The organism is Chitinibacter fontanus, from assembly GCF_013423785.1.
Classification (GTDB): Bacteria; Pseudomonadota; Gammaproteobacteria; order Burkholderiales; family Chitinibacteraceae; genus Chitinibacter; species Chitinibacter fontanus.
Map to the genome: position 1 here is coordinate 1,401,836 of NZ_CP058952.1, position 23,820 is coordinate 1,425,655.

At 46.5% G+C, this 23,820-nt stretch carries 17 protein-coding genes; 5 read left to right on the top strand and 12 right to left on the bottom strand.

The genetic code is table 11. From position 1 onward, the window contains the following. Window positions 1–9: 9 nt before the first annotated feature. The 6 genes from HZU75_RS06485 to HZU75_RS06510 form a co-directional block, all read right to left on the bottom strand. On the bottom strand, window positions 10–4,725 hold the full coding sequence (locus HZU75_RS06485) for an RHS repeat-associated core domain-containing protein (protein WP_180308334.1): 4,716 nt from the start codon (window positions 4,723–4,725) through the stop codon (window positions 10–12). Between the two features lie 75 nt (window positions 4,726–4,800). Then, window positions 4,801–5,631: an IS21-like element helper ATPase IstB gene (gene istB, locus HZU75_RS06490; RefSeq protein WP_444542040.1), complete on the bottom strand. Its 831-nt coding sequence runs from the start codon at window positions 5,629–5,631 to the stop codon at window positions 4,801–4,803. Continuing rightward, complete coding sequence (gene istA, locus HZU75_RS06495) at window positions 5,594–7,132, bottom strand: IS21 family transposase (protein ID WP_180308336.1); 1,539 nt, start codon at window positions 7,130–7,132, stop codon at window positions 5,594–5,596. The genes istB and istA overlap by 38 nt, the downstream gene beginning before the upstream one ends. Before the next feature lie 124 nt (window positions 7,133–7,256). Continuing rightward, entirely contained in the window at window positions 7,257–8,792 is a 1,536-nt protein-coding gene (locus HZU75_RS06500) for an AAA family ATPase (protein WP_180308337.1), read from the bottom strand. Window positions 8,793–8,893: 101 nt separating this feature from the next. Continuing rightward, window positions 8,894–10,123: an Arm DNA-binding domain-containing protein gene (locus tag HZU75_RS06505; protein ID WP_180308338.1), complete on the bottom strand. Its 1,230-nt coding sequence runs from the start codon at window positions 10,121–10,123 to the stop codon at window positions 8,894–8,896. An 11-nt stretch (window positions 10,124–10,134) separates the two neighbouring features. Continuing rightward, entirely contained in the window at window positions 10,135–10,350 is a 216-nt protein-coding gene (locus tag HZU75_RS06510; protein ID WP_179356389.1) for a hypothetical protein, read from the bottom strand. Window positions 10,351–10,508: 158 nt separating this feature from the next. Between HZU75_RS06510 and HZU75_RS17730 the strand changes: the two genes are divergently transcribed. Beyond that, a complete protein-coding gene (locus tag HZU75_RS17730) occupies window positions 10,509–10,739 on the top strand; it encodes a helix-turn-helix domain-containing protein (RefSeq protein WP_180308339.1) in 231 nt (76 codons plus the stop codon). An 863-nt stretch (window positions 10,740–11,602) separates the two neighbouring features. On the opposite strand, the gene HZU75_RS06520 is transcribed toward HZU75_RS17730, so the two are convergent. From HZU75_RS06520 to HZU75_RS06535, 4 genes are all read right to left on the bottom strand, one after another. Further along, window positions 11,603–11,926 (bottom strand): PIM8 family immunity protein, encoded by a 324-nt coding sequence (locus HZU75_RS06520; protein ID WP_180308340.1) that lies wholly within the window; start codon window positions 11,924–11,926, stop codon window positions 11,603–11,605. 167 nt (window positions 11,927–12,093) lie between these two features. Then, window positions 12,094–12,402: a hypothetical protein gene (locus HZU75_RS06525; RefSeq protein ID WP_180308341.1), complete on the bottom strand. Its 309-nt coding sequence runs from the start codon at window positions 12,400–12,402 to the stop codon at window positions 12,094–12,096. After that, a complete protein-coding gene (locus tag HZU75_RS06530) occupies window positions 12,402–17,351 on the bottom strand; it encodes an RHS repeat domain-containing protein (protein ID WP_180308342.1) in 4,950 nt (1,649 codons plus the stop codon). The genes HZU75_RS06525 and HZU75_RS06530 overlap by 1 nt, the downstream gene beginning before the upstream one ends. A gap of 1,210 nt (window positions 17,352–18,561) precedes the next feature. Beyond that, window positions 18,562–19,736, bottom strand: a protein-coding gene (locus HZU75_RS06535) for an IS3 family transposase (RefSeq protein WP_373279616.1) whose coding sequence is annotated in 2 segments (ribosomal slippage) — window positions 18,562–19,469 and window positions 19,469–19,736 — 1,176 coding nt in all. Because the reading frame shifts where the segments join, the coding sequence is not laid out codon by codon here. A gap of 275 nt (window positions 19,737–20,011) precedes the next feature. Here HZU75_RS06535 and HZU75_RS06540 point away from each other — a divergent pair. Beyond that, window positions 20,012–20,512: a hypothetical protein gene (locus HZU75_RS06540; protein ID WP_180308343.1), complete on the top strand. Its 501-nt coding sequence runs from the start codon at window positions 20,012–20,014 to the stop codon at window positions 20,510–20,512. A gap of 152 nt (window positions 20,513–20,664) precedes the next feature. Here HZU75_RS06540 and HZU75_RS06545 read toward each other — a convergent pair whose 3' ends face one another. Then, window positions 20,665–20,946: a hypothetical protein gene (locus HZU75_RS06545; RefSeq protein ID WP_180308344.1), complete on the bottom strand. Its 282-nt coding sequence runs from the start codon at window positions 20,944–20,946 to the stop codon at window positions 20,665–20,667. 348 nt (window positions 20,947–21,294) lie between these two features. On the opposite strand from HZU75_RS06545, the gene HZU75_RS06550 reads away from it, so the two are divergent. After that, entirely contained in the window at window positions 21,295–21,435 is a 141-nt protein-coding gene (locus tag HZU75_RS06550) for a hypothetical protein (RefSeq protein ID WP_180308345.1), read from the top strand. 4 nt (window positions 21,436–21,439) lie between these two features. Continuing rightward, window positions 21,440–22,030, top strand: a complete 591-nt coding sequence (locus HZU75_RS06555) for a hypothetical protein (RefSeq protein ID WP_180308346.1) — start codon at window positions 21,440–21,442, stop codon at window positions 22,028–22,030. A 59-nt stretch (window positions 22,031–22,089) separates the two neighbouring features. Here the strand turns inward: HZU75_RS06555 and HZU75_RS06560 are convergent, their stop codons facing one another. Continuing rightward, the gene (locus tag HZU75_RS06560) at window positions 22,090–22,761 is read right to left on the bottom strand and encodes a hypothetical protein (protein WP_180308347.1); all 672 of its coding nucleotides are present in this window, start codon (window positions 22,759–22,761) and stop codon (window positions 22,090–22,092) included. A 555-nt stretch (window positions 22,762–23,316) separates the two neighbouring features. On the opposite strand from HZU75_RS06560, the gene HZU75_RS06565 reads away from it, so the two are divergent. Then, a complete protein-coding gene (locus tag HZU75_RS06565) occupies window positions 23,317–23,778 on the top strand; it encodes a glycosyltransferase (RefSeq protein ID WP_180308348.1) in 462 nt (153 codons plus the stop codon). The last annotated feature ends 42 nt before the right edge of the window (window positions 23,779–23,820 follow it).

Below are 23,820 nucleotides of genomic sequence, written 5' to 3' on the forward strand. Positions count from 1 at the left end.
CCTAATTTTTTATCGCATTTTAAAAAGCGTGCGCCATTGTGATAGGGAAGCTTTCGCAGGGCCAGGCTCTTTCGAGGTTGGCAAATTCAAATTTCCATTCCCTGCCGTCATATATGATCCACCTCGGCACGTCTGAGTGCATTGGCTTCCTAACGCGCCATCAGCTACCGGCATTGAAAATGGGCCTTGAGGGGCGTTATTGCAACTGTAGTTTGCATCTCGGCATGAGATAACACAACTTTCTGAGCGATCAGGCAATCCGTAAATCGGACCACTTGGATCTGAATTCAGAACTTCATTCCATTCGCTTCTAAGCCTGCCATTTGGATCATTGAGCCTGTTATGCTCCACAACATTTGGAGGAAGGCGACTTTCTGGCGCTGGTGGTCTAATCATCATATTTTCTCCAGCCAACCCTTCTGGATCAACGTAACTCAGCGGATTGCCACCCACATAGGCATAAATGTTGGAATCTCCGCCATTAAACAGAATTGGGTCTTTGGCAGTCCAGCGTGCGGTTTTCGCGTCGTAATCGCGAGCACCGAAGCGGACGAGGCCGGTGTTGTTGTCATACAGGCCACCGGCATAGCCGAAGGGCTGGAAGCCCGGATTGCTGTCGGCGAGGACTTTACCCCAAGCATCGTATTCCAGTTCCTGCATCACTTGGCCGGTTTGGCTATCGACGACTTGGCGAACCGAGCCAAGGGTATCTGTCACTAACCTATAGGTAGCGACGCCTTTGACCATATACTCTGGCACGTTGGCTTTACCGGCGTAGATAAAGCGGCTGACGATATGACCGTTGCCATCCAGTTCGGCGATCGGCTTGAGCTGGTCTTGGTAAACCCAGCCTTGCGTCAGCACACCATTAACCTTTTTGCCGATGCGGCGGTTTTGGCCGTCAACGAGGTAGTCGATCTGGCCACCCGATGCCAGCGTGACTTGTTTCAAGTTACCGTACACGTCGTAGCTGAAGGTGTTATTACCCGCTACTGTGCTTTCGCTTTGCAGTTCGCCGTTGGCGCTGAAGCCGTAGCTGGCCGTACCGAAGGTTTTCAGGCGATCTTGCGCGTCGTAGCTTGCTGCAATGCCATCGGCGAGTGTGCGGTTGCCGTTGGCGTCGTATTCATAGTGGTTTTGCAAAGCTCCGTTTTTGAATACATCACTCAAGCGTCCTGATGCGTCATAGGCGTAGCGGTAGGTCGACAGCGGCCCACCGGTTGTGGTGGTTTTCTCTTCCACACGACCGAGTTTGTCGCGAGTGAAGGTTTCAGAGAACAACACCGTACTGCCTAGCTTAGCGGTCAGGCGTTTGAGCAGGCCAAACTCGTCATACTCTTGTTCAGTTTTAATGTTATCGAGTGTCGTGCCTGTGAGTAAACCATTATTAGCGTCACGGTTGAGCGTGAGTGCGCCCGCTTGGGTCAGCAAGCCATCATTGTCGTAACCGTAGCTGGTGTTTTGTCCGTTGATGCCCAACTGCTGCACACGGAAGAAGTTGTCGTACGTGATACCGACATTACCAGGCACTGGACCTGCAATCGTAATTGTTTTAGGTAACGCACCATCATAAGTATAACTATGGCTTACATCACCTGCAGTCACGCTGGCCAGTTGGCCGGTACCCACTTGATAGGCGTAGTTGATATTTCCGTCGACTGATTTCAGTGCACCAAGGCGACCAAATTCATCGTAGCCATATTCAATCACCTTACCATCTGGTCGAGTGACCTTGGTGGGTTGCTGATCGAGGTTGTACTCATATTGGGTATTGAGTGCCTGACCGGCTTGCAGCTCGGGTGGCAGATACGTTGAGGCCAAATCAATATCGTTAAAGGTGAAACCATGGGCAGGGCGAGTTGGCGGAGTTACAGAGGTAACGTTGCCATTGGCGTCATAGCTGAAGGCGACGACACGGCCATCTGGTTGCGTGATGTTTTTGACACGACCGGCTAGATCGTAACCGTATTTAGTGATGCGACCAATGGCGTCGGTGATGGTATCAACCTCACCAGTCGCGTTGTAGGTATAACGCACGCCACGTTCAGCATCACCCACACCTTGGCTGACTTTCGCCAAACGGCCACGTGCGTCGTATTGGTAGTTCAGTGGCAGGATACCAGCTAGCTGGACTGACAATGGACGACCTTGTGCATCGAGCTGAGTAACCGTAATGCGATTCGCCGCGCTGGTAATCGACACCCGCTTCTGGATGGCATCAAACACGCTGGTAAAGGTCTTACCATTAATCGTGCTGGTGTTGGTTTCGCTTTGTAGGCTGAGCGGATCAGCTTTATTTGCCAAAACTACACTACGCGCTTGCGTTTGCTGCATCGTCAGCCCACTTGGCAACTTCACCGACAAATTGGTTTGAATCGGTGCTTGCATTCCAAAACGTGGATCAGGACCTGTTGCCGTTGTGCTGAGCGTGCCATCGGCGTTAGTCGCTTGTGATGTTCCATCCGGTTTTTGTGTTGAAACCGAAGTCGTGCCATCAGGGCCAATCGTTGACTTGATCATATCGCCTGTCGCACTGTACTCAGTGCGATAGCGTGTACTGCGGTTTAACCCGCTAGTCATACTCACTTCAAAATTACGTTCACCCAATTGGGTACGCGCCAAAGTCCAGCCACCACCTATCGCGTTTTGATCTTTCACCAACAACCCATCTTGATACGTCATCGTTGATGTTTTATTGCGTGGATTTGTGAACGTTTTCAAAAGCCCATCGTTGCTATATGTCATGCTATGAGTATCACTAGCTGGATTAGTGATACTCGCCAAATGACCATTACTATCCAAAACTAACGCTGTCCGTTGTCCATTTGGCGCGATAATCGCACTTGCTTTTTCTGAAGCATCTCGTTCAATTTGAACAACGTTTTGGTAGTTATCAGTAATCTTGCTGATATATCCGTTCGTTGTATATTCAAATTGATACAGGACGGTTTTTCCATCAGACCGCAATGATTTAACTTGTCGACCAGAGCCATCAAACTGATAAATTTCCTGACCATTCCTTGACGGAATGATTAGGTCTCCAACGCCAAATGCTGGATAAATAGAGGCCATTTTGTAAAGTTTTTTATCATTAGCATCTACAGCATAAATTTCACCGTTACGACCCAATGTCAATCGCCAAAGAGCATGTTGGCCGAAAGGAACCTTTGTGAGAAAGCCATCTTGAGAGATCTTGATGACGTTATATCCAGAGCCATCAGCAATGAACACATTTCCAAACGAATCTACAGAAAGATCCTGCATTTCCCAAAATCCAGCTGCAAGAGCCGGTTTACCCCAATCGCTAGGAAGGGTAGATTTTCCACCATTACCTGCTATCGTTTTGATCACGCCATCTTGCGTCACTTTTCTTACATGACGATAAGCGTCCGCAATATAGATATTATCTTTTGCATCCAGAGCAAATGAGCGGATATTACCGACCCCTGCATTACTCAATACTCCACCATCACCTGAATACCCTTTTTGATCCCCACCTGCAATAACATTCAAAATACCATCAGAATTGATTTTGCAAAGCAAACCAGATGAGTCTAAGAATAGAACCTCTCCAGCTTGATTTGTCTGAATCTTCATTGGCTCCATACTAGAGGCCAATGCCTGAACACTATCAATTGGTGCTTTGTAGCTTCCATTTCCAGCAATCTTGTTGACGATGCCATCAGGGCTGGCCCTGAAAATTGAATTGTTACTAACAAAATATAAATTGTTTTTTCCATCAATATGGATGTGAGCGAAACCGACTGAAGAACCAAGCTCAGTTAAACGGTCCCCATTCTGAATGATATTTTTCGGTCCAGTACCTGCTATTGTCGTGATTTTTCCAGCCCCATCTACCTTATTCAAAAGACTAGAATATTGATCGACAAAAAGAACATCACCTGATGAATTGATTGCAATCCGATCAGTCCAATAGCTTGGTTTCGCAATATCTGCGATAGCCGTTGTTTGCCAAGAGTTAATTGAAGTGCCGCTTTGATTACTGCCATCACCAAAATAAAGTGTGTTTGCACTTGGATCGTATGCATTCACCGCATCCACAAACCAATCACCTAAACCATGCATGCGAGACGTTAGTCCACCCAATAAAACTATCTGATTCTTCCAGATAGTGACTTCGTTTCGTCCAGAATCCTTGGTTAGTGTACTTCCACCAAACGCACCAAAACTTTGAGGAAACTCTGCTGGAGTTTTGTATTCCGCCTGATAGACATACCCCAATCCAATTTGCGCTTTTTGCGCCCCCTGAACTGGGCGTCCATACGCATCCAAACCATCCCAATCAAAACGATACTTTGCGTTTGGTTGTGGGTTAAATGATTGTTTGAAATAACGGCCTGCCACACGCACTTCTAATTCAATATGATGCAAACTGCTCGGCACTACGGCACCAGTCAAATTGATTGTAAAACCCATTGTCTGAGCAGCTGGTGTACGGCTACTTTTATAATTCAAACGTAGCGATGTTCCTGCAATCGCTATTGACTCACCTAATGATTGATTTTCGCATTCAATAATAGACCCACATTCTTCTTTTGAATTGTCATCCGGAAGCAGAATTGCCATTAATGAAAAATCAGGTTCTATTGCATCAGATGGAGGACCATAGGGCCAATTATGATCCCATGGGGTGTTCGCGCCGATTGAAATTTGACCCACCCTGCCGATCGAATTTTGACCCAGGCCGGGACGTTGCTTTTTCATCGAGCAACTGTGGATAAGTCTAGCAAATAGCGAACGGCCCGCCCGCTATTTTTCATCATCATCATCTTCTTCGCTTTAGAACTGCTCAGGTTCTGCCGTTAGTTCGTCCTTTCTGCTTTGCTCCCTTTGCTTGATTCTCGTTTTCGCTACCATATTGCTGTGCTGGAAGCGGTAAGACTCATTGCCTGTTTCTACAATGTGGCAATGGTGGGTCAGTCGATCCAAGAGCGCAGTCGTCATCTTGGCATCGCCAAATACACTCGACCATTCCGAGAAGTTCAGATTGGTTGTGATGATCACGCTAGTGTGTTCATATAGCTTGCTGAGCAAATGAAACAGCAAAGCGCCACCAGCCTGACTGAATGGTAGGTAGCCCAATTCGTCCAGTATCACGACATCAACCCGCATTAAACTCAGCGCAATCCGTCCTGCTTTGCCTTCCCGCTTTTCCTTTTCAAGCAAATTGACCAAGTCCACTGTCGAGTAGAAACGTGCTCTTTTGCCATGGCGCGTGATGCCTGCAATCGTGATCGCCGTCGCCAGATGCGTTTTTCCGGTACCTGGCCCACCAATAAAGACGGCGTTTTGTGCTGTTTCAGTGAAGGCCAGCGTGGCTAACTGGCCAACTAATGCTTGATCTAATTTGGTGGCACTGAAGTCAAATCCAGCCAGATCGCGATGCACAGGGAACTTGGCCGCACTCATCTGATGCTGGATCGAGCGCATACCTCGGTCGGTGTTTTCAGCTTGAAGTAAATGCTCGATCAGCCAACTGGAGGTATCAATACCTAGGCCACCTTGGGCTTTCAAATCCACCCAGGCACCAGCCATGCCATGCAAACGCAAGGCTTTGAGCTCTGCGGTAATATCACGCATGATGAGCTCCTTCATGTATCGGTGCTTCAGTGCTTGCTGAGTTTGACTCATCCGTATCGCGCAGCTGGTCATAACGCTCGGTATTGGCTTGCGGTGCTTCGAGTAGTTGCAGCTGGGTTTGCGCCGATTCAGCGGTTGGCGGATCATTCAGGCGCGCGACGATATTCAGAATGTGTTCAATACTGAGTACGCCAGATTCCAATACCAGTTCAACTGCGACCAGCACCGCATCTAGCCCCGCAACGGGGACTGTCGCTAGCACCTGTGCCATCACTCGGTCACCGCCATCACGTTTGAGCAGGCCTCGCTTGAGGCGCAATAAGGGCTCCGGCATATCGGCAAAGGGCGCTCCATTGCGTAATGCGCCCGGTTTACGCCCAATCAACGGAATGTAATGTTGCCAATCAAAGCTCACCTGCTGCTTGCCCGTCAGGCGAGCATGACTGGCAACGATGTCATCATTGGCCACAATGACGACCTGCGTCGGATACAGTCGTACACTAACGCGATGGCGTGCCCATTCGCAGGGCACCGAGTAACGGTTACGGGCAATCGACACTAAGCAAGTACTGGAAACGCGCGCCAATTGTTCTACGTAGCCATCAAACGGCGTTGGCATCGGCATCATTTCCAGTCGCTCTTGCTCCAGCATCTCGGCGATGCTGAGCCCTTTGAATTCTGGATGCGGCAGTTCCGCCCACAAAGCTCGGCAACGTTCACCTAGCCACGCATTCAACGCGTCGAAGGTGCTGAATTTAATGCTTTGGGCTTCAATCCAGATTCGCCGCCGACTATCCTGAACATTCTTTTCGACGACGCCTTTTTCCCACCCTGAAGCCACATTGCAGAAATCGGGATCAAATAGATAATGTGCGCACATCACCGCAAAGCGCGCATTGACGATCCGGCCTTTACCCTTCAAAACCTTATCAACGGCGGTTTTCATATTGTCGTAAATGCCGCGTCGCGGCACACCACCCAATACAGCAAACGATCTGGCATGTGCATCGAACAACATTTCATGCCCTTGGCTGGGATAGGCCACCAACCAGAAGGCACGACTAGCGCAGAGTTTAAGGTGAGCCACCTGAATCTTGCGATAGAGACCGCCAATCACCAGATTCTCCTCGCTCCAATCAAATTGAAACGCCTCACCCAAAGCAAATTGCAATGGCACAAACCCATGAGGCGTTTTACCGGCTTTACCTCGCCATTCGCGAATGAAATCCGTCACGCGACTATAGCTGCCGGTATAGCCTTCGGCCTGAATTTGCTCGAACAAGGCTTTGCCAGTCCGACGATTGTGCTTGGCACGAAAGGAATCAGCTTTAAGGGCTTGTTCTAAAGTAGCGCAATACGGAGTGAGTTTACCGGGCTTGGGTTGCCGGATGTAGCGAGGCTCGGCTTTTGAAGCGGGCTTGCGAACCCAGGTTCGGATGGTGTTGCGCGCCAGACCGGTACGCTTAGAAATTTCGTGCAGCGATAACTTATCGCGAAAATACATCCTGCGGATTTTGCCAATCATTTCCATGGTGATCACCTTTTATCCTCTGCCTAAGAATTAAGCAGAACAAGTAGAACACCTGGGTCAATTTTGGATCGGCACAACTAGCTAAAGTGGGTCAATTTTCGGTCGGCGACAACACCTACTAACCTTAAGGCAAAAATCCTAAAGGTGGCTTTGGTACATGCGTGTTGTTTAGTGGTGGCAGTTTTGGCATCAACGAGTGTTGGTGTGCCAATAGTTCCGAGAGCTCTGGCTCCTTCACCGCGGCTTCAATGGCGGTTTGCACATTAAAGCGCAAAGCACGGATACTGATCGAACGACTAACAAGCTGGATTGCCAACCCCGTAGGGAGCTCTGGTGTGAAGTAAGCTTGGACTCCCATTTCTTTTAGTATCCGTTGATACATTTCCTGTAGCAGTTGCAGCATCATGGCTTGATTAGGGCGTCGTAGTTCGATTTGCTGTAGTCGACTCAGCAACGGCGAGCTCAGACAACTCGGATCATTGGCCGTCAAAATAAAGCTAGCATGCGACAGATCCAAACTGGGCAAGATGAAATTGTCTTGGAATTCTTTGCTGTTTTCAGGTTCAAGCAGCATCAACAGTAAATCTTGCAAACCATGGTCTTGTCCTGCGAGGGCTTTATCCACTTCTTCAATGACGATCAGCGGGTTTGCTACGGGAGATTCCGCTAAGAATTGGGCGATACGGCCGGGAGCGGCATTGTGCCAATTACGAGAGGAGCCAACTAACAACATCCGATCACCGTTGCCCGCGAAGTCGATCTTGTATTTTGGTAATCCCAGTACGGCGGCAATTTGGCTGGCGAGCCAACTTTTTGCATTACCAGGCTCTCCGGTTAGCAGTAACGGCCTAAAGCCCAGTGCTTTGCCACCCAGTGCACGAAGTTTGGTTTGCTCTTGTACCGTATCAAGGACATGCCGCAGATGACTCCCCTCCCCTAACTGAGTCGACCATTGCTGCACGCGTAGATAGACCGCTTCGGTTGCAGGTAATAAGGGTTTGGGTTCAAGTAACGGTCGAAGCATGTCCTGCTGAGGTGCGGCTAATGAGGCGATCTGTAATTGCAGCTGAGTGACATCGGTCAGTTGGACCGAATGGGGAGTGTTGTTCGGTAACGGATGGTGCTGAAGTTGCAGTACTTGGCTTTGCCAATTTACAGGCAACTTTGGTCGTGGAATGATGATATCGATATAGGGATCAGCGACGAGATCTTGGTAAGTAACCTCTGACAGATCAAGATGGCGAATAAATGCCAGGGTTCGCCCTCTTCTAGCCCGAGCAACATCATCTGGGGGGATATCAGACCACTCATGTAGATCAAGATATGAATCAATGACGATGAAGTATTTATAGTATTGATAAGACAACCATCGGCATGCACACAATTGCTCAGATTCAGGTTCTGCCGCTAAATGAAAAATCCTCGTCTTCATCGGTAAATTCGGATTACTTTGCGACAATAGTCCTTGCAGGGATGCATACCATGCAGGTGGCGTTTGAATGAACTGGCCATCCGGTAACCAAGCATCCATGAATTCCACCATTTCGTCATGAAAGTCATCAGGTGGAAACTCAAGATCAAGCATCTCAGGCGGTTCGGGTTCATCCATACTCAGGAGACCCAATAATCGTTGTGATACATCTTTAGTTGGCTTATTCATGGCAACAGTCTCCTGCGGATTTAGTTTTAGCGATTGGCTACGAGCACAATAATCAGGCTTTTCTTTCAAATGCCCTTGAACAACAAAATAGGGTGATGAGTTCATACGCTATCCCCCATAGAATCTCTGTTTGAATTAGCTAAGAGCAGTCGTTCAAATGCAGAGCCATCACGGCGGGTGAGATTGGGGACATAGCGTGAATACACTTTGAACAGCATTTCAGTGTTGGCATGTCCCATCTGGCGTGCAATCCATTCCGGCGCTTCACCCGCTGCCAGCCATAAAGTCGCAGCGGTATGGCGGGATTGATAGGGGCGTCGTTTCTCTAGCCCAAGATGGGCAAGTAAGGGATACCAAACTCGCTTGGTGATATTGTTGTGATCAATGGGCAAGCCCTGCAAATTGCAGAACACGTATTCCGACATTGCCCCTGTTGCGCGATATTGATTTTCCAACGCATCAAAGACTGGACCACACATTGCGATATCACGTTGGGACGAATCGGTTTTGGTGTAATCCTCTTCTCCAGCCACAATCGTTTCACGCACCATAATCATGCGACGCTCGAAATCGACGTATTTCCACTTCAGACCATCGATCTCACCCGTGCGCATGCCACTGAAGAAGCGGACTGTGTAGTAGTTCTTAAAGTCAGGTCGCACAGAATCAATAATTAGCCGAACCTCTGTGAGGGTAAATGGCTGTACATCTGACCGAGGTACTTTGAGCGGTTTGATCCGAACAAAAGGCGTGGTAAAGTCATAACGGTCGGCGGCTTCCTCAAACACCCTACGCAACGGATCCATGATCTTGTTGATACGGTTAGCAGATAAGGTAACGTTCCCATTCCGGCCGGATACTTTGGCGAGTGATGACCGGAATTTGAGCAAATCAGCGCGAGTGATAGCGCCGACCCCTAAAGCCCCAAATGCGGGCAAGTAGTATTTATCAATCATGCCGCGAATATTCACCTGATGTGATCGCCGCCAGGTTATTTGGCTTTCCACCAGCCACTCCTCAATGAAGATGCTAAAGAGTGGGCCTTTTTGCCCCGAGCCATCCACCGTGTTCGTGTTAAGCGCAGAGCCAACCGGTTTAATAGGTGATGCGTTAAAGACTGAACTCTCAGCAGTTTTAGACTCTGGAAAAAACCGGCGATAGTCAAAACGGCCCAACTTTATTTCCGACTCGATTTGCTGCAGCATTTTTTCGAGTTTTCTGCGATTTGTCGCATTGTCGCGCAGATTCGTTTGCTCCCTACAGCGCTTCCCTTCCCAGCGAAAATCTATAAATAACAACCCTGTTTCTTTCCTTGCTCGAATGGCTCCCATTTTTAGCCCCTTTAATTTGCCAGTGGCATTGCAATGGTGTCTTCCTGCTTGGTAAGCATGTCATTTTCGATCGCCTCCCAAATGAATAGGAATTTGCGACGACCGAATGGTTTGATGTAGTGACGCCCCTCAATAAGGCAGTTATCAACCAATTGATTGCGGATCGTGCGCGCATCGTAATGAATACGTGCGGCAAGTTCTTCAGTAGTGAGGTAAGTGGTGCTCATGATTAAACTCCTTCGTGATAAACTCAAATAACGAGGTCAGGACAAAATAAAGTTCATCACTAGAAAATTATGTCGTCCTGAACAACATAATACGCCATCGGAAGATGTCGTCAAGCAAATAATGTCGTCTTGAGCAAAATTATTTCGGAGAGCGCAACATGATTCGGTGCCACCTATCCCGGCTAATGGGCGAAAAGAAAGTGCGAGTAGCTGATGTTGCCCGTGCAACGGGTCTGCATAGAGGGACTATTACTCTGCTGTATGAAGAGACGGCAGTACGAATTGAGCTGGATGCAATGAATAGGTTGTGCGCCTATTTTGGATGCAGAGTTGAAGACATCTTTGAGTACATTCCCGAAGCCGTGCCCAACAGCGAGAAAGCAGAATAATCGCAATTGCAGTTGTGAAATTTCAATGACCGCACAATCCATCTTGCCTCGCAGCTGATAAATCAGACATTCACGACGAGGCCGTGTTTTTCTTCACTTTTGAGATCAGCAATAAGAGCACTTTGGATCATTTAAGCGCAAAAGAAGAGATAGATTCCTGTGCCCATCCTGTGCCCAAAAAATTCACCATGGGCACAAGCACCCGAAAAAAAGCGAAGGTCACCTTGAAAGTCGTGCAACTTGGGCACAATGTCCGAAGGTCAAGACCATAAAAATTGGGCACATTTTCTTAAAAATCGGCGAAGGTCAAAATGGGTGTTTTTTAAAGCCAGTAAAAAATCAGCTGGGCACAGAATGGACACAAAAATGGGCACAGACTGGTTCTGTGCCCAAATCGCAAAAACTTGAGACGAAAAAAAACCTAGGCTTGAGACCTAGGTTTTTTCATTTTTGGTTGCGGGAATCGGGTTATGAGGGCGATATTTTTGCATGTCATTCACATACATAAATCTACACACCACCAAACCAAATACAACATAAACCCATAATAAACAACATCTTAACAAAACAACAAAGTTACAAAAGATCTGCCATCAATCTCCACCGATCGCAAAAAATCAGAAAAATGTAACCTTTTTACTTATCTGATTAACTTTGCCAAGTTAGACGTTAGGGCTAAGTTGAAACCCCTTCACGCTACTCCCAACACCAAGAGAGGAGTATGCAGCACAGCGTTTAAATCGCGAAGGCTTTCATTGCAGCCAATAGTGGCTCGACTCTACGGGCGATTACGCAACGCTAATCGCCCCTACCGTGCTGGGCTTCGCAGGCTCAGCGCCAGCCTACGGCTTAGCCCAACTTACCTAGTTAGTGCCGTGGTTCACTTCGGTGAAACTTTCACAATAAAATGACACATTCTCATTTTCGACGTCTTCAACATAGTATCTTGCTCTATCCAGACCATTATTAGACTCGGATACCTGGAGTAAGCAAAACTGGGATGCTCCGCCCCCAAAATTGGAGAGATTAAGTTGACTTACATAATCAAACTGGAAGATTTCTGTTTTTGAATAAGTATCTACATCTTCAGATAGAGTCAAGAATAAGCTGTATTTACCATCCTTTAAAGCAAGGCTAAGTTCGCGAACGATTGTGAAACTTGCCCAAATTTTATTGGGATTGCTCATTTGTATTTATCCTTGTTTCTTTTCCATTCGGTCCATAACCTGGGCCATATTCATATGTATGTTCATGCGGGCTTGAATGATAACTTCAAACTTTTTTCCTCAACTATATACCGAAACTTGATTTATCTATGTAAGGTTGCCTCTATTATAGCTATAACTTAGACTCGCTATAGGGATTTACTTAGTAAGTCTAATTCAGTACTCGCTCTGGTATAAATATCTGTTAAATATTTATCTATATCCGATTTGTCATCTTTCGATAATTCTTTTTTTTCACTCACGCTAAGAAGTCCATAAATAATATCGAGTTCTAAGAGGTAATCTTCAATATCAAAACCCCAATTAAAACTAACGCTAGTTAGAGCATTATTTAGCTCCTCTAATCTGTTAATAATCCCGATTAAAGAAAGATTCCCCTCTCTATAAGCGGACACTGATTTTAATATTTCAGCCAAGATTAATTTACAACTATCCATTATTTTTTCTCAGCATTGTTGCTTTCTCCTTTGCCATTGCCACTTTCTTTATTCTCGCCGCTATCATCATTTTTATTGCTGTTCTCTTTCTTGTTTTTTCCAACATGTTTAACCGTTATAACTTTACCATCAGAGTTGACCACAACTTCCACACCATTCTTCGAATCCGTATAAACAGTGGTTCCACCCCTACTTGGGCGAGCTGTACCATTCTTGATAGTATTATCAACCACACTTGGAGGTACGCCACGACCTTGCATGCGATCTTGAGAATGCCCACTATAATCACGACCTCCAATTGTTGTCGGGGAGTTTGTGCCATCAGTTACATCCATAGGGCTTCCCCTCGTTCCTACAGGTGTAGTTGTGTCTGGATCGCGGTTAGAATGTATTGCGTCATATAGCTTTCCCCCCAGCCATGCACCAAACGCGCCAGCACCTAAGTAAGTAGCGACCTCATAACCGACTACATAAGAACCTCTTAAAAGTAACTGAGCATTTCTCCCATCTGGATCAGTAAATTTGAACGGATTGTTGTTCGCATACGCGTAGCGATTAAAACTATTCGTTGGGTCAGCCTCGTTCCAATCGACAGGATCAATCGCAGTAAAGCGGCCCAGCACCGGATCATACCAGCGCGCGCCGAAATAGCTTAGTCCAGTGGCTTCTTCATGGGGTTTGCCGGTGAACCATTGTTGATTTTTAATCGGGGTTTGCGCACCAGCCCCAAATGCTTTATCGCCAAACGGCTTGTAGTTGGCTCGCCAAATCACCCCTCCAGTAGCGTTTGTTGCCGCCAGTGGGCTACCGGTTGGATCGTTATGGAAATAAGTGGCAGTTCCGTTACTTTCTACATCAACTAATTTTTGTCGACCCAAATACAGATGGTTAACGCTAGCGCCTGTATTGAGGTCTTTCTCGTAATACAGCAGACCATCCAGCGCTGTAAATTCGAGTTTATTTTGCCCATTGCCAATACTCAGCACGCGAGTGCCAGCACCATCGTAGGTATAGGCAATTTGATTTGCAGCGCCTTTATTGGCCCAGCGCAGATTGCCTGCGGCATCGAATTGGTAAGTCTGCCCATCGCCACGGCTAGTGAGGTTGCCCCAACCGTCATAGCTTAGGCTGTAGTTCTTTCCTCCCGTTACACTGGCTAATCGCTGATTTGCAGCATATCCGTAATCAATAAACCAGCTGCCAAATTGCTGTCGAGTAATGTTGCTATTTCCATCGTAGGCAATAGTGCCAGTACCCCACTGATTGGGAGCATTAGCGGTGATCAGACGATCAATTCCGTCATATGCATAACTACGGTTGTAATCTGCTGAAATGGTATCTGTGATGCTCAGCAAATTGCCAGTACCATCGTAGCTCAGGGTGCTATTGAGGATAGGTAAATCATTGGCGACAGCCGCATTATATTCAGCCAAGGCTTGATTGTAGTTGGCTAAATTGGTTTGATATTGAGCATAGGCTTGTGCACTGGCATTGTAGTTAGCAAGCTGCTGTTGATAGTTTTGCTGCTGGGCTACCCAGTTTGCATATGCTGCGCGGTAATTATTCCAAGCTACTGCTCTACCGTTCCAATCCGAAACGCAGGCTGAGTATTTTGCTGGCCAGGCTTGTAGCAAGCTCTGATAGTACCGATCTTCATTGCAGTGACCGTGGTTGCATGTTGGTTTAGGTACTTTGTATAAGCATGCCCCATTTCCACTACTCCATTCAGAGCCTTTAGCATTCCAGTTAGCAACACATGGATTGTATGTATTTACAGTCCACAGCGCTCGAGCCTGATCTGCACCTGCTGAGGTACCTGTCGGAGGTGGATATGCGGCCCGACAACCCAGGTCGGCGCTGACATCATTTGGCTCAACACTACCTGGAGGGCCAGGTTGTACCGGTGGCACAGGTTGAGCTCCGGGTGGTGAAACGGGTGCCGGGGGTTGTGGTTTTGGTCGATTCTGAATATTGCTGGAAATAACTTGGTGCGTTTCAGGCCAGCCACGCATGTTGTAGCCGGTTTTATCCCAGCGGCCATTTGCAGCTTGCCAATCCATTAATTGATTACGCGCATTAAAGACCAAATTAGGAGCATAGGTACCCAGCTTAGTGGGTGTACCAAACTCATCTGGCGCCAATTCGAGACGCTGGTTATTTGGATAAATGATTGCACTTTGCACATCATTACCGTTGTATTCTCGATTGAGCGTGAGGGTGTTCCCACTCGCAACCATAGTTTCACGCACTAGATTATCGTTTGCATCATAATCGTGTGTACGCTTGATCGCCGTGTTATTGAGCGTAGTGAGATTGCCATTGGCATCGTAAACACGGCATACCGCTTCAGCACCGCCATTGGCATAGCTTGTGTAAGTTGCACGATTCTGAGCATCGTAGCTCGTGCTAACTGCCTCTTGGGCTCCTACTTTTGTACTTGTAATATTGCCGGCGTTATCGCGTGCATAAGTTGTCGTGCCAATCTCAGGATCGGTGCGTGAAACTAAGAAGTGGCGACTATCATAAGTCCAATTGCGCGTTACACCATTTTGGGTAACCGAAAGAACCTTACCTAAGGTATCCCGAACAATGTCTGTTCCAGTTCCTGCGACGGGTGGAACTACCTTAATGACTGATTTTTGATCCGGATTTCCAAACGTTTGATAAAAATATGAGGTGGTAAATCCGCGCTCATTTCTTTCTGCAACAGCAGAACCGCTATACCCAAAGGAACGGTTAGTACCATCACCATGGCTAATTTGAGTTAGACGATTTAAAGCATCATACGTACTCGTATCACCATCGACTTGACTAGGGTAACTCTCAAAAATCAACCGACCAGCCGCATCATAGTTGCGATTAATGTAAACAGTATTGATGGTAGATTTAATCGTACGGCCAAATCCATCCCATATTTGGCTATCCGTATAGCGCCCTCGCTGAACCGTGCGGCCATTCTTGCTCCACGATATCAATGTTTGATCGCCGCGTGGTGGCGTAACCTGGGTTAAACGATTCAAAGTGTCGTACTGGTAACTGGTCGTATTTCTACGGCCATCAGTAAATGAAACTACATTACCAAAATCATCAATCACTCTAGATAGCGTGATGTTTGGTTGTGCAGGACAAATAGCTGGCTCTTGTCCTGTACCAACCGGCTTGATCACAGTACGGGATTTACCACGATAATAATCATTAAACTGGGTCGTAAAACCTCGGGCATCCGTTGTTGACGCTATATATCCGTTCGGGAAATAAGAGTAAGAAGTAGTAATGCCATCTTGGTTTTCAGAAACGAGATTGCCATTCGCGTTATAAACCCGAGACAACGTGGATAACGCAGGACCACCTAAAACACTATGTGTCGTTTGCGTGCTTATTTTATCCATCAACCAGCGACTGGTATCGGTCAAATAAGCCTGCTGAGTCACTTTAGTGTGTCCCGAATCTCCAACTTCACTGATGGTTCCGGCGCGGTTATAGGAATCAAAATTACTGTAATTCGTCGTAAAGCTTTTCCCATCACGCACAACTGCTTTACCAGTCATCACGGGCATTGGGACACTATTTGAGTTGCAAGTGTCGTTTAGTTTTTCCCAACTACGGCCAGTTGCGGATGGGGCCCAGCTATAGGTGGTCGTTTCTAAGTTTGCTACCGATGACTCCAGCATCAGGCCAACTTGCCACATGTCTTGTTGGCAATTTACGAGGCCATAAGGTGAGAAGAATTTGTATTTTTGTACCCCTGCTGGGCCAGAAACGGTTCGTTCTCCAGAAAAGACGCCTGCGTTACCAGGATCTTTAGGCAAATTCCATTTCGCTTGAACAACAATTTTGTTGTCCACCGCATTGTCGAAGTAATGGTTATAGGTCCACACTCCGCCATCTGAAGTTGTTTTTCTGGCTAAGACAGCTCTTGATTGTTCTCGATAATATTTCTCATAGTCTGCTACGCAGTTATAAGGGCAATCCGCTGGATCGACCCGGAATTGGTTGAACTGATAATTGATTCTTCCGCCAGTAGGAAATTGAACCGCAGTGAATAATGGAGACGAGGGTTTACGCGCTGTTCTAGGATCCCAAGGCTGTTTGAGCATGAACTCTTCATAACTCACCCAATCTAGCAACCATGCGTCACCATTTGGTTGGTTGAGTTGCATAGTGCCAGCCAAAAGTGTGGCGTCATAATCTGCGAGTTTTTCATTGATGTAATTGAAACTCCAAGTGCGCCCACCTGCACTCACAGCCGTCGGGCGTCCCCGCACCTTATCCCACGTGATATTGATTTCACGACCATCAGAGGCAACCATCTTTGTGAGATAGCGCTTGTCATAGGTATATGTAATTTGATTGCCATTGGCATCCGTGCTGACACTCGGCAAATGATAACTAAAGCCATTTTCGTCAAGCTTATCGAGGGTATAAACAGTACCATCCGGTGATTTCAGCCAACGCGTAATCGGTTTGCCATACAGACCATTTTCTCCATCTAATACCCAGTTTGTGGTGGTGCGGTAAGTTCCGCCACCAGCGGAGTCCTTTGCTGCATAAAAATTGAGGTTTTGTCCATCAGGCAGTTCTAGGACGAACGTGCCTGGATGGACTGGCGATGTCCCTGCTGTAGCTCGGACACGTATTGAATGAACCGTATCTGTCTGGGAAATTGCAGAGTTCCACGACCAAGCAATTTGAAGGTTAGCGCCAGCACCTGGGATGGAGAACAATGGGATTGATAGACGAACCGAACCTTTCAGGATATCGATACTATCTATTTCTGCGTTTGATGATCGTGCAGTTTGTTTGACTCCATCCTCACTATAGCTGTCGGCAACTACGACTGGTGCGGGTGGCTGCTCCACAGGTGTCGGAGCCGCATGACTCAACGAACTTAGCGAAAGAGCAGATAAAACTAAACTATATAAGCTAAATATTATTTTATTGTTTTTCATTGACTTAGGATGGATGCATATCGGCAGAAATAGGAAAAAACTAAAATCTGAACTTTTAATTCAGAATTATGACAATAATAATTCTTTTTGAAGAGTATATGTTCAGTTTCGATGATCGATGATCAAATCGTTAGTTTAAATCAAGAAAAAGAGCACATTAGGCCTCTTTTAAGATATACCCCACACGGAAATTTGTTGAAACCCTGCTGTATTATCAAAACGTTCCCAAACTCAACAAAGAGTAGCCTGACAAATTTCATCACTATTGATTACCATAGCTTCTGAGTTGACGGGACGCCCAACTCGCGAAAGTGAAAGCTGCAGTGATAATTCTCAAGCTGCTCGCGCACATACACTCCATGACCAACCGCGAGAATGGTTAAAACATCTTAGGAACCGGTATGCCGCAACCTGTACCTACGTCCCGCGACACTTCCCCGCTGCAATTTTTTTACGCCAAGCACACCGTTATGAACGAGCGATCGAATCTGACTCGCCATCTTCTGTATATTACGCCGGTTAGTTCAAGGGGCGACTATTGGCGAGACCTCGCTCATGCGGCGGCTTAATGCCTGACTAAATTACAGTGCAAAAGTTATTTAAGGATGCTCGCACTTGAACCAGGTTTTGTGAATAGGGAAGCATTCAGTCACATGGTGGTAAATATGAATACTGCAAACTGCCTTGATCTCATCTCGCCCGAGGTGTTGATGATCATGCATTGTATGTCGCTCCCCACAGACCAAATACAAAACCTCGCGGCGAGGTCGCTATTCACATTCATGTTCTGATAGCCAAATCATGATCTCGTAATTACAGAGCTAACCCCTTTTTAATCTGTTCGAAGCGCGTAAACTGAGCACATCATCATTGTGTCAGGTGTCCCCGCTGGTTTGATTTAGATCGAAGCTGAGCAATTTCGGCCATCGACCACACGAGTTGGCGAGCACATAGGACCGATTTACTTTGTCACAGACCAGGTGAATTGACTTTTGAATCAACTAAAACTTCCTACATTTCATCGGCTACAAGCAAAGCTGAATGAACTTGCCCCATCGAATGCAGAAGTAATCTGCACGATGATACAAAATATCTTTGGCTTATCATCCGATATTGATGGCCTACTTGAAGTATTAGAAGTACTCGGCAGCCTATTTTCAACTGATCCATGGCCTGGATACCCTCTACTCAATCAGTCACAGTGTAGTGGTCAACTAATTTTGGCCACATTGTTATAGCCAAGCCAATAACTGCGCTCAGCCTCGTTGGGCGGCAAACCACCGTTATGGTGGTGTGGCCTCAGCTGGCTGTAGTAGCCCAGCATGTAGTCCAATATTTCCCGCTCAGCTTGCACAAATGAGCTGTAGCCGACCTCTGGTACCCATTCCGTTTTTAAGCTTCGGAAGAAGCGTTCCATTGGGCTGTTATCCCAGCAGTTGCCGCGTCGGCTCATGCTTTGCTGAATCTGGCATCGCCATAATAATTGCCTGAACTTGATGCTGGTGTAATGGCTACCTTGGTCAGAATGGAACATGAGCCCTTTAGGCCGGCCTCGGGATTCAAACGCATGGCTGAGCGCTTTGCAGGTTAAATCGCTATCTGGCGAGAGCGACATCGCCCAGCCGATGGGTTTTCTGGCGAACAAATCCATCACCACCGCCAGATACGCCCACCGATTACCAAGCCAGATATAGGTCACATCGCCGCACCACACTTGGTTGGGTTCGACCACGGCAAACTGTCGTGCCAACACATTGGGCACTTCAATGTGCTCGCCCCCCGTCTTTTTGTACGCATGACTAGGCTGCTGGCAACTGCTAAACCCAAGCTGCTTCATGCACTTGGCCGCCAGATAACGACTCATCTGGACACCTTGTGCACTGGCCATAGTCGCAATGCTGCGCGAGCCCGCTGAGCCATTGCTGGCGTTAAACAACTCACGTACTTTGCTTAAGCGCTGTACCTGCTCTGGCCTAATTGGCTTAGTGTGCTTCCAGGCTTTAAAGCTGCTGCGATGGACTTCAAACGTACGACACAACTGTGCCACAGCGTAGCTCTGCTTGAGCTGAGCAATTATCGTGAATTGTTCAGCGAGTCCGACATCAAGAGAGCGGTAGCCTTTTTTAATATTTCTTTCTCAAGCTCGACCTGCTTGAGGCGCTTTTCTAATTCACGGATTCTGAGTTGGTCTGGCGTCATTGGCATCGCCTTGGGCATCACACCGGCGCGCTCTTCGCGCAATTGTCGTACCCATTTATCCATGGTCGATTTACCGACGTTCATTGCCTGAGCGGCTTGTCGAACGGAATAGCCTTTCTCGAGCACAAGCTGCGCGCATTCGAGGCGAAATTCAGGCGTGAATGTGGGTCTGGTTTTGTTGTTCATTGAGTCACCTAATTGCTTACGAGGTGCAGCATAGCACCTCTAATCAGGTGGCCAAATTCAGTGTGCCACTACATAGACAGCCTAATCAAAGAACTACCATGGGCGGGCTAGTCGAGAAACCGAGGGCGTGTCCGCTTTCGAGCAATTCGGATGGCTCCTTTGGGTCGGAAGCTGCCCGTGGTTGCAACTGCTGGCTCGTTTCAAGCATGATGTGCCTCACAGGCCGTTGTCGGCCAGAAGCAGACACATCAATTAATATCTTTCTGGTGCAATTTATGAACGAAGTTGCTTATGCACTCTGCAAAAAACAAGTGATTGGTGTTGCAATGTGGCTATCTTCGATGTGTATTGCAAATCAAGCCTTGCATGATGCATATGTTGATTTTTCCATTGAAGGAGATTTGTACCACGAAGAAATTAATATCCCGATGGATGAGAAATACAGCTTATTTGTCATGTTCAAGCCAGAAAATAAAGAGCAGCCTAACTCATTGTATAAATTCATCTGCTCAAATGAAATGGCAATTGGCTCTACAAAACCTGTAATTGACTTTGAACTAAAGATATTAGATTTACATGGAAAAATAGTAAGTATAAATAAATTCTCACCCGATTGTTCGCAAAATGTAGCAGGAAAAAATGTTATACGTTTTGGAGTTTTGGAGTTAAAGAAAGGGAAGTATAAAGCTCAAGTTACCAATAAAAATGCATTTGCATACCCGGAAAATGGCAAGTTTCAAATCCTCATGCGAGGAGTTGGGGCTGGTTTTCCATAACAACAATTGTCCCTGCTAAATTAGTTCCGCTTTGGGTCGGGTCGAGCCACTCAAGTTCAGCAAAAGTATGCCCGAGCAGCCGCAGGCTGAGAGGCAGTGGTCGACCCAAGGCAGTCTAAAGTGCTTTGGGTCGGAAGTATTTCCTGTAGTGCTTACTTTTGTTCTTCTACTTTAATGTCATCCGCTGTGATTAAAATCAGCTCGCCACTTTGGGTTTTAACCTGAGCCTTAACGCTGCCTGTCGCTTGGGTCGTATGCGTCTCTTTATCAACAACCATATTATCAGCCGTAATGCTTATAGGTGACCCAGAAGGAAATGTAATTACAGAGCCAATTTTCCCTTCTGTCTTCGTTGTAATGATGGTCGCTCCTGCAAACGAAAGCGACGAAACAAAAAGGGCTGTAAGTAGAGCTATTGACTTAATGATTTTCATGGAACCTCCAATTGAAAGAATATGTCGTCCAACTGACTCGCGGCTTATGGCCTGCCACCATCAGCTATCATGTAATTGTCGGCTTAGTTAGAAGCTGACGCAAAAGTAAGTTGAATGCTGTAGGTACAGGAACACATGACTGGCTGCTTTGGCCGAAAAGGTCTAGGCGGGTTCGACCAAGTAGTAATTTGCTGCCCGTTCTGCGGAAAGCAATTGCAGTCAGGTGAAGAAATTTCGAAACAAGCACACATCTAGACTCTGGTTTGGGTCGGCACAACTAGCTAAAGTGGGTCAATTTTCGGTCGGCGACAACAGTATCAGGCCAAAGTCAAACTCAAGCAAAGCAAAATGAATATCGAAGGCAAGTGGGTCTCACTTGCACCGGGCATGGCGGTGAGCGTGGAAGTGAAAACAGGGCAGAGACGGATTGTTGAATATTTCTTATCGCCATTGATGGCGCATGTAAGTGAGAGTGTTCGGGAGCGTTGATTATATGAAAAATACAGTTTCATTTTTAGTTGTTGGTAGCGTTTTTTCTTTATTGTTGTTCTTGAATGATTTTTCTTTTGCTCGTTCTGATTATGTTCCGCCTAGAAAGTTTGTGGATCAGATAAAAAAAGCAGATACGCTACTGGTGGCTAGCATAAAATCTATCAATGTTTACAGAAAGGATTCCGTGCCGTTTGGTGTCAGTCGCTATGTTGGTGATTACTATGCGTATTGCAATTCGAGGCCCCGAGGAGGATTTGATGTATTGGTTTTTAATTTAGGCGATGTAGATTTAATTTTTTCTAGTGACGAAAACATTAAAAATCAATTCGAACTTGTAAGGGTGAAGGTCGGACTTGGAGATTCCTGTAGATTTAGTGATTTCTTAAAGGCTGTTGGAAGTAGTAAACAAGGATTCATTTTGTCACGTGTGGCAAAAGATAAAGATAGAGCCCATGTTTTTTCTGGTGTCGTATTGGCTGGCGATTATCTTAATAACGATTTTCCTGCTGGCTGGGTTATGCGAGATTCAAATGGGCTTGAGTTTATACAGAGCCCGTTAGTTGTGAGAAGTCTTAGGTCGTATTTCAATTGATTGAATTGAAGAGGGAACTTAATTAGCCATCATAACTTTCGACATATATGCCAAATTGGTCATTTTTTGTTCCACCCCTCAATAACTTTATCGAAATCGTTAAATGTCAAACCACGGAACTTGAATTTTTCTGACATACCCGTGTAGGCTCGCTCACAACTACCCGTTACATTCCAAAATTTATAGTCGGCTAAACTATTAGCACCATTAGCCAGTGAGCCCGAACCAGACGCACTAAAAAAATCAGTATTCTCAAATAGTATTTTCCCTGTTGGCTTGTACACTATTCGCTCGTTGAAGCGTCTTGTGTGAAAGGCGTAATTCCACGTCAAATAACGCCGGTCTTCATAAACGAAATCTTTTGTTAACTCTGTCCGAGAAATTTCTTCAGTTGCTGTGCGGTCACGACTTCTAATGGCATCTTTAAATTCTCTACCCGCTGCCGCCCTAACCTGTGTAAATTGCTCAGGATTTTCTTTCATCCATTCGTCCGGTGTCTGATATACCTTCAACCCAGCTTCGGTCTCACACAAATGGTAATGAGTATACCAAGTCGGAATGGCATCCCAAAACACCACCGCTAAACCAGCAACAGCAACGAGCCCGCCAAGTAGCCGCGCCAAGCTGGACGGTATTCCTTTATTACATGCTGAGCGGTAAAACCACCGCGTTAGTTTGAAGATGAGCCAGAAATAGCCTACTAAAAAAATCAGGCACAGCAAGGCAATCATATTGATGTCCTTACTAAGTTGTCACGCAGCAGCTAAAACCAGCCCTGCACCTAGCAGTAATACCTGCCACGCAATCATGTATTGCTCAATAAATTCTGACGCCAGCAGCATTGAATCACCCTGAGTTAACTAGACGTTATATGTCCGCCAAGGCCGAGGTGCGGAGGTAGTGAGGGTCTGCAATGGTGGGCCTTGTTGACGCAAGATTGAGCCTAAATCACCATGCAGGAGTGACCGCTTCTGGCCGACTACCGTCAGCTGACGGCTCATTGTCGGCTCACTACGTTACTGACGCAAAAGTAAGTTGTGAGATGTCGTCCCAAAATGACATGGGCGACCGCTTTGGCCGATCTGTCGATGTCCAAGGCTGAAATACGAAAGGCCGAAAACCATCAGGTGGCGGCCTTAATTATTTTTGCCAGATGCAATTGCTGATCGGCCTTAGCGGCCACTCATGCGTAGCCGCGAATAAATTACCTACTTACTTTTACGTAATATATGAAGAGGAGTCACAATTAGTTTAGCTCTGAGGTTAATGGATTCCAAAACGTGTGCTTGGGTCAATTAAATCTCGGCAACTGGGGGAGATTTCAATCGGCGCGAACAAACGGACTTTCCCGCATTTTGGCAGCCTTAATTCAGCGAAACGATTGCACGATCATTTGCATTATTCCCGGATTTACGCCGCAGGATGCTCAAGCTTGGACTCGACCCCATTGCCAGATTCAGACACGTCCGATTGATTTGTCAGCCTTGCTGGTGAATGCAGATTTAGTAGTAAATGAGGGCGGCCATGGCTTGGTTACTGAAACGCTAGCTGCAGGAGTACCCATGCTATTAGCACCAGAATTTATTGAGCAATACATGCTGGCACAACGGGTATTGCAACTTGGTGTTGGATTAGTTTCAGGTGCGGTACGCTCAACTAATGTTGTTTCAAAGCATTTGTCTCAATTAATGGGCGATGAAATTTTTGAAGTTAATGCGAGTAAATTTTCTGTTCGCTATAATGTTTAGTTATTTGGTATCGATGTTGTGCTGCAAAAAAATCAAATTTAA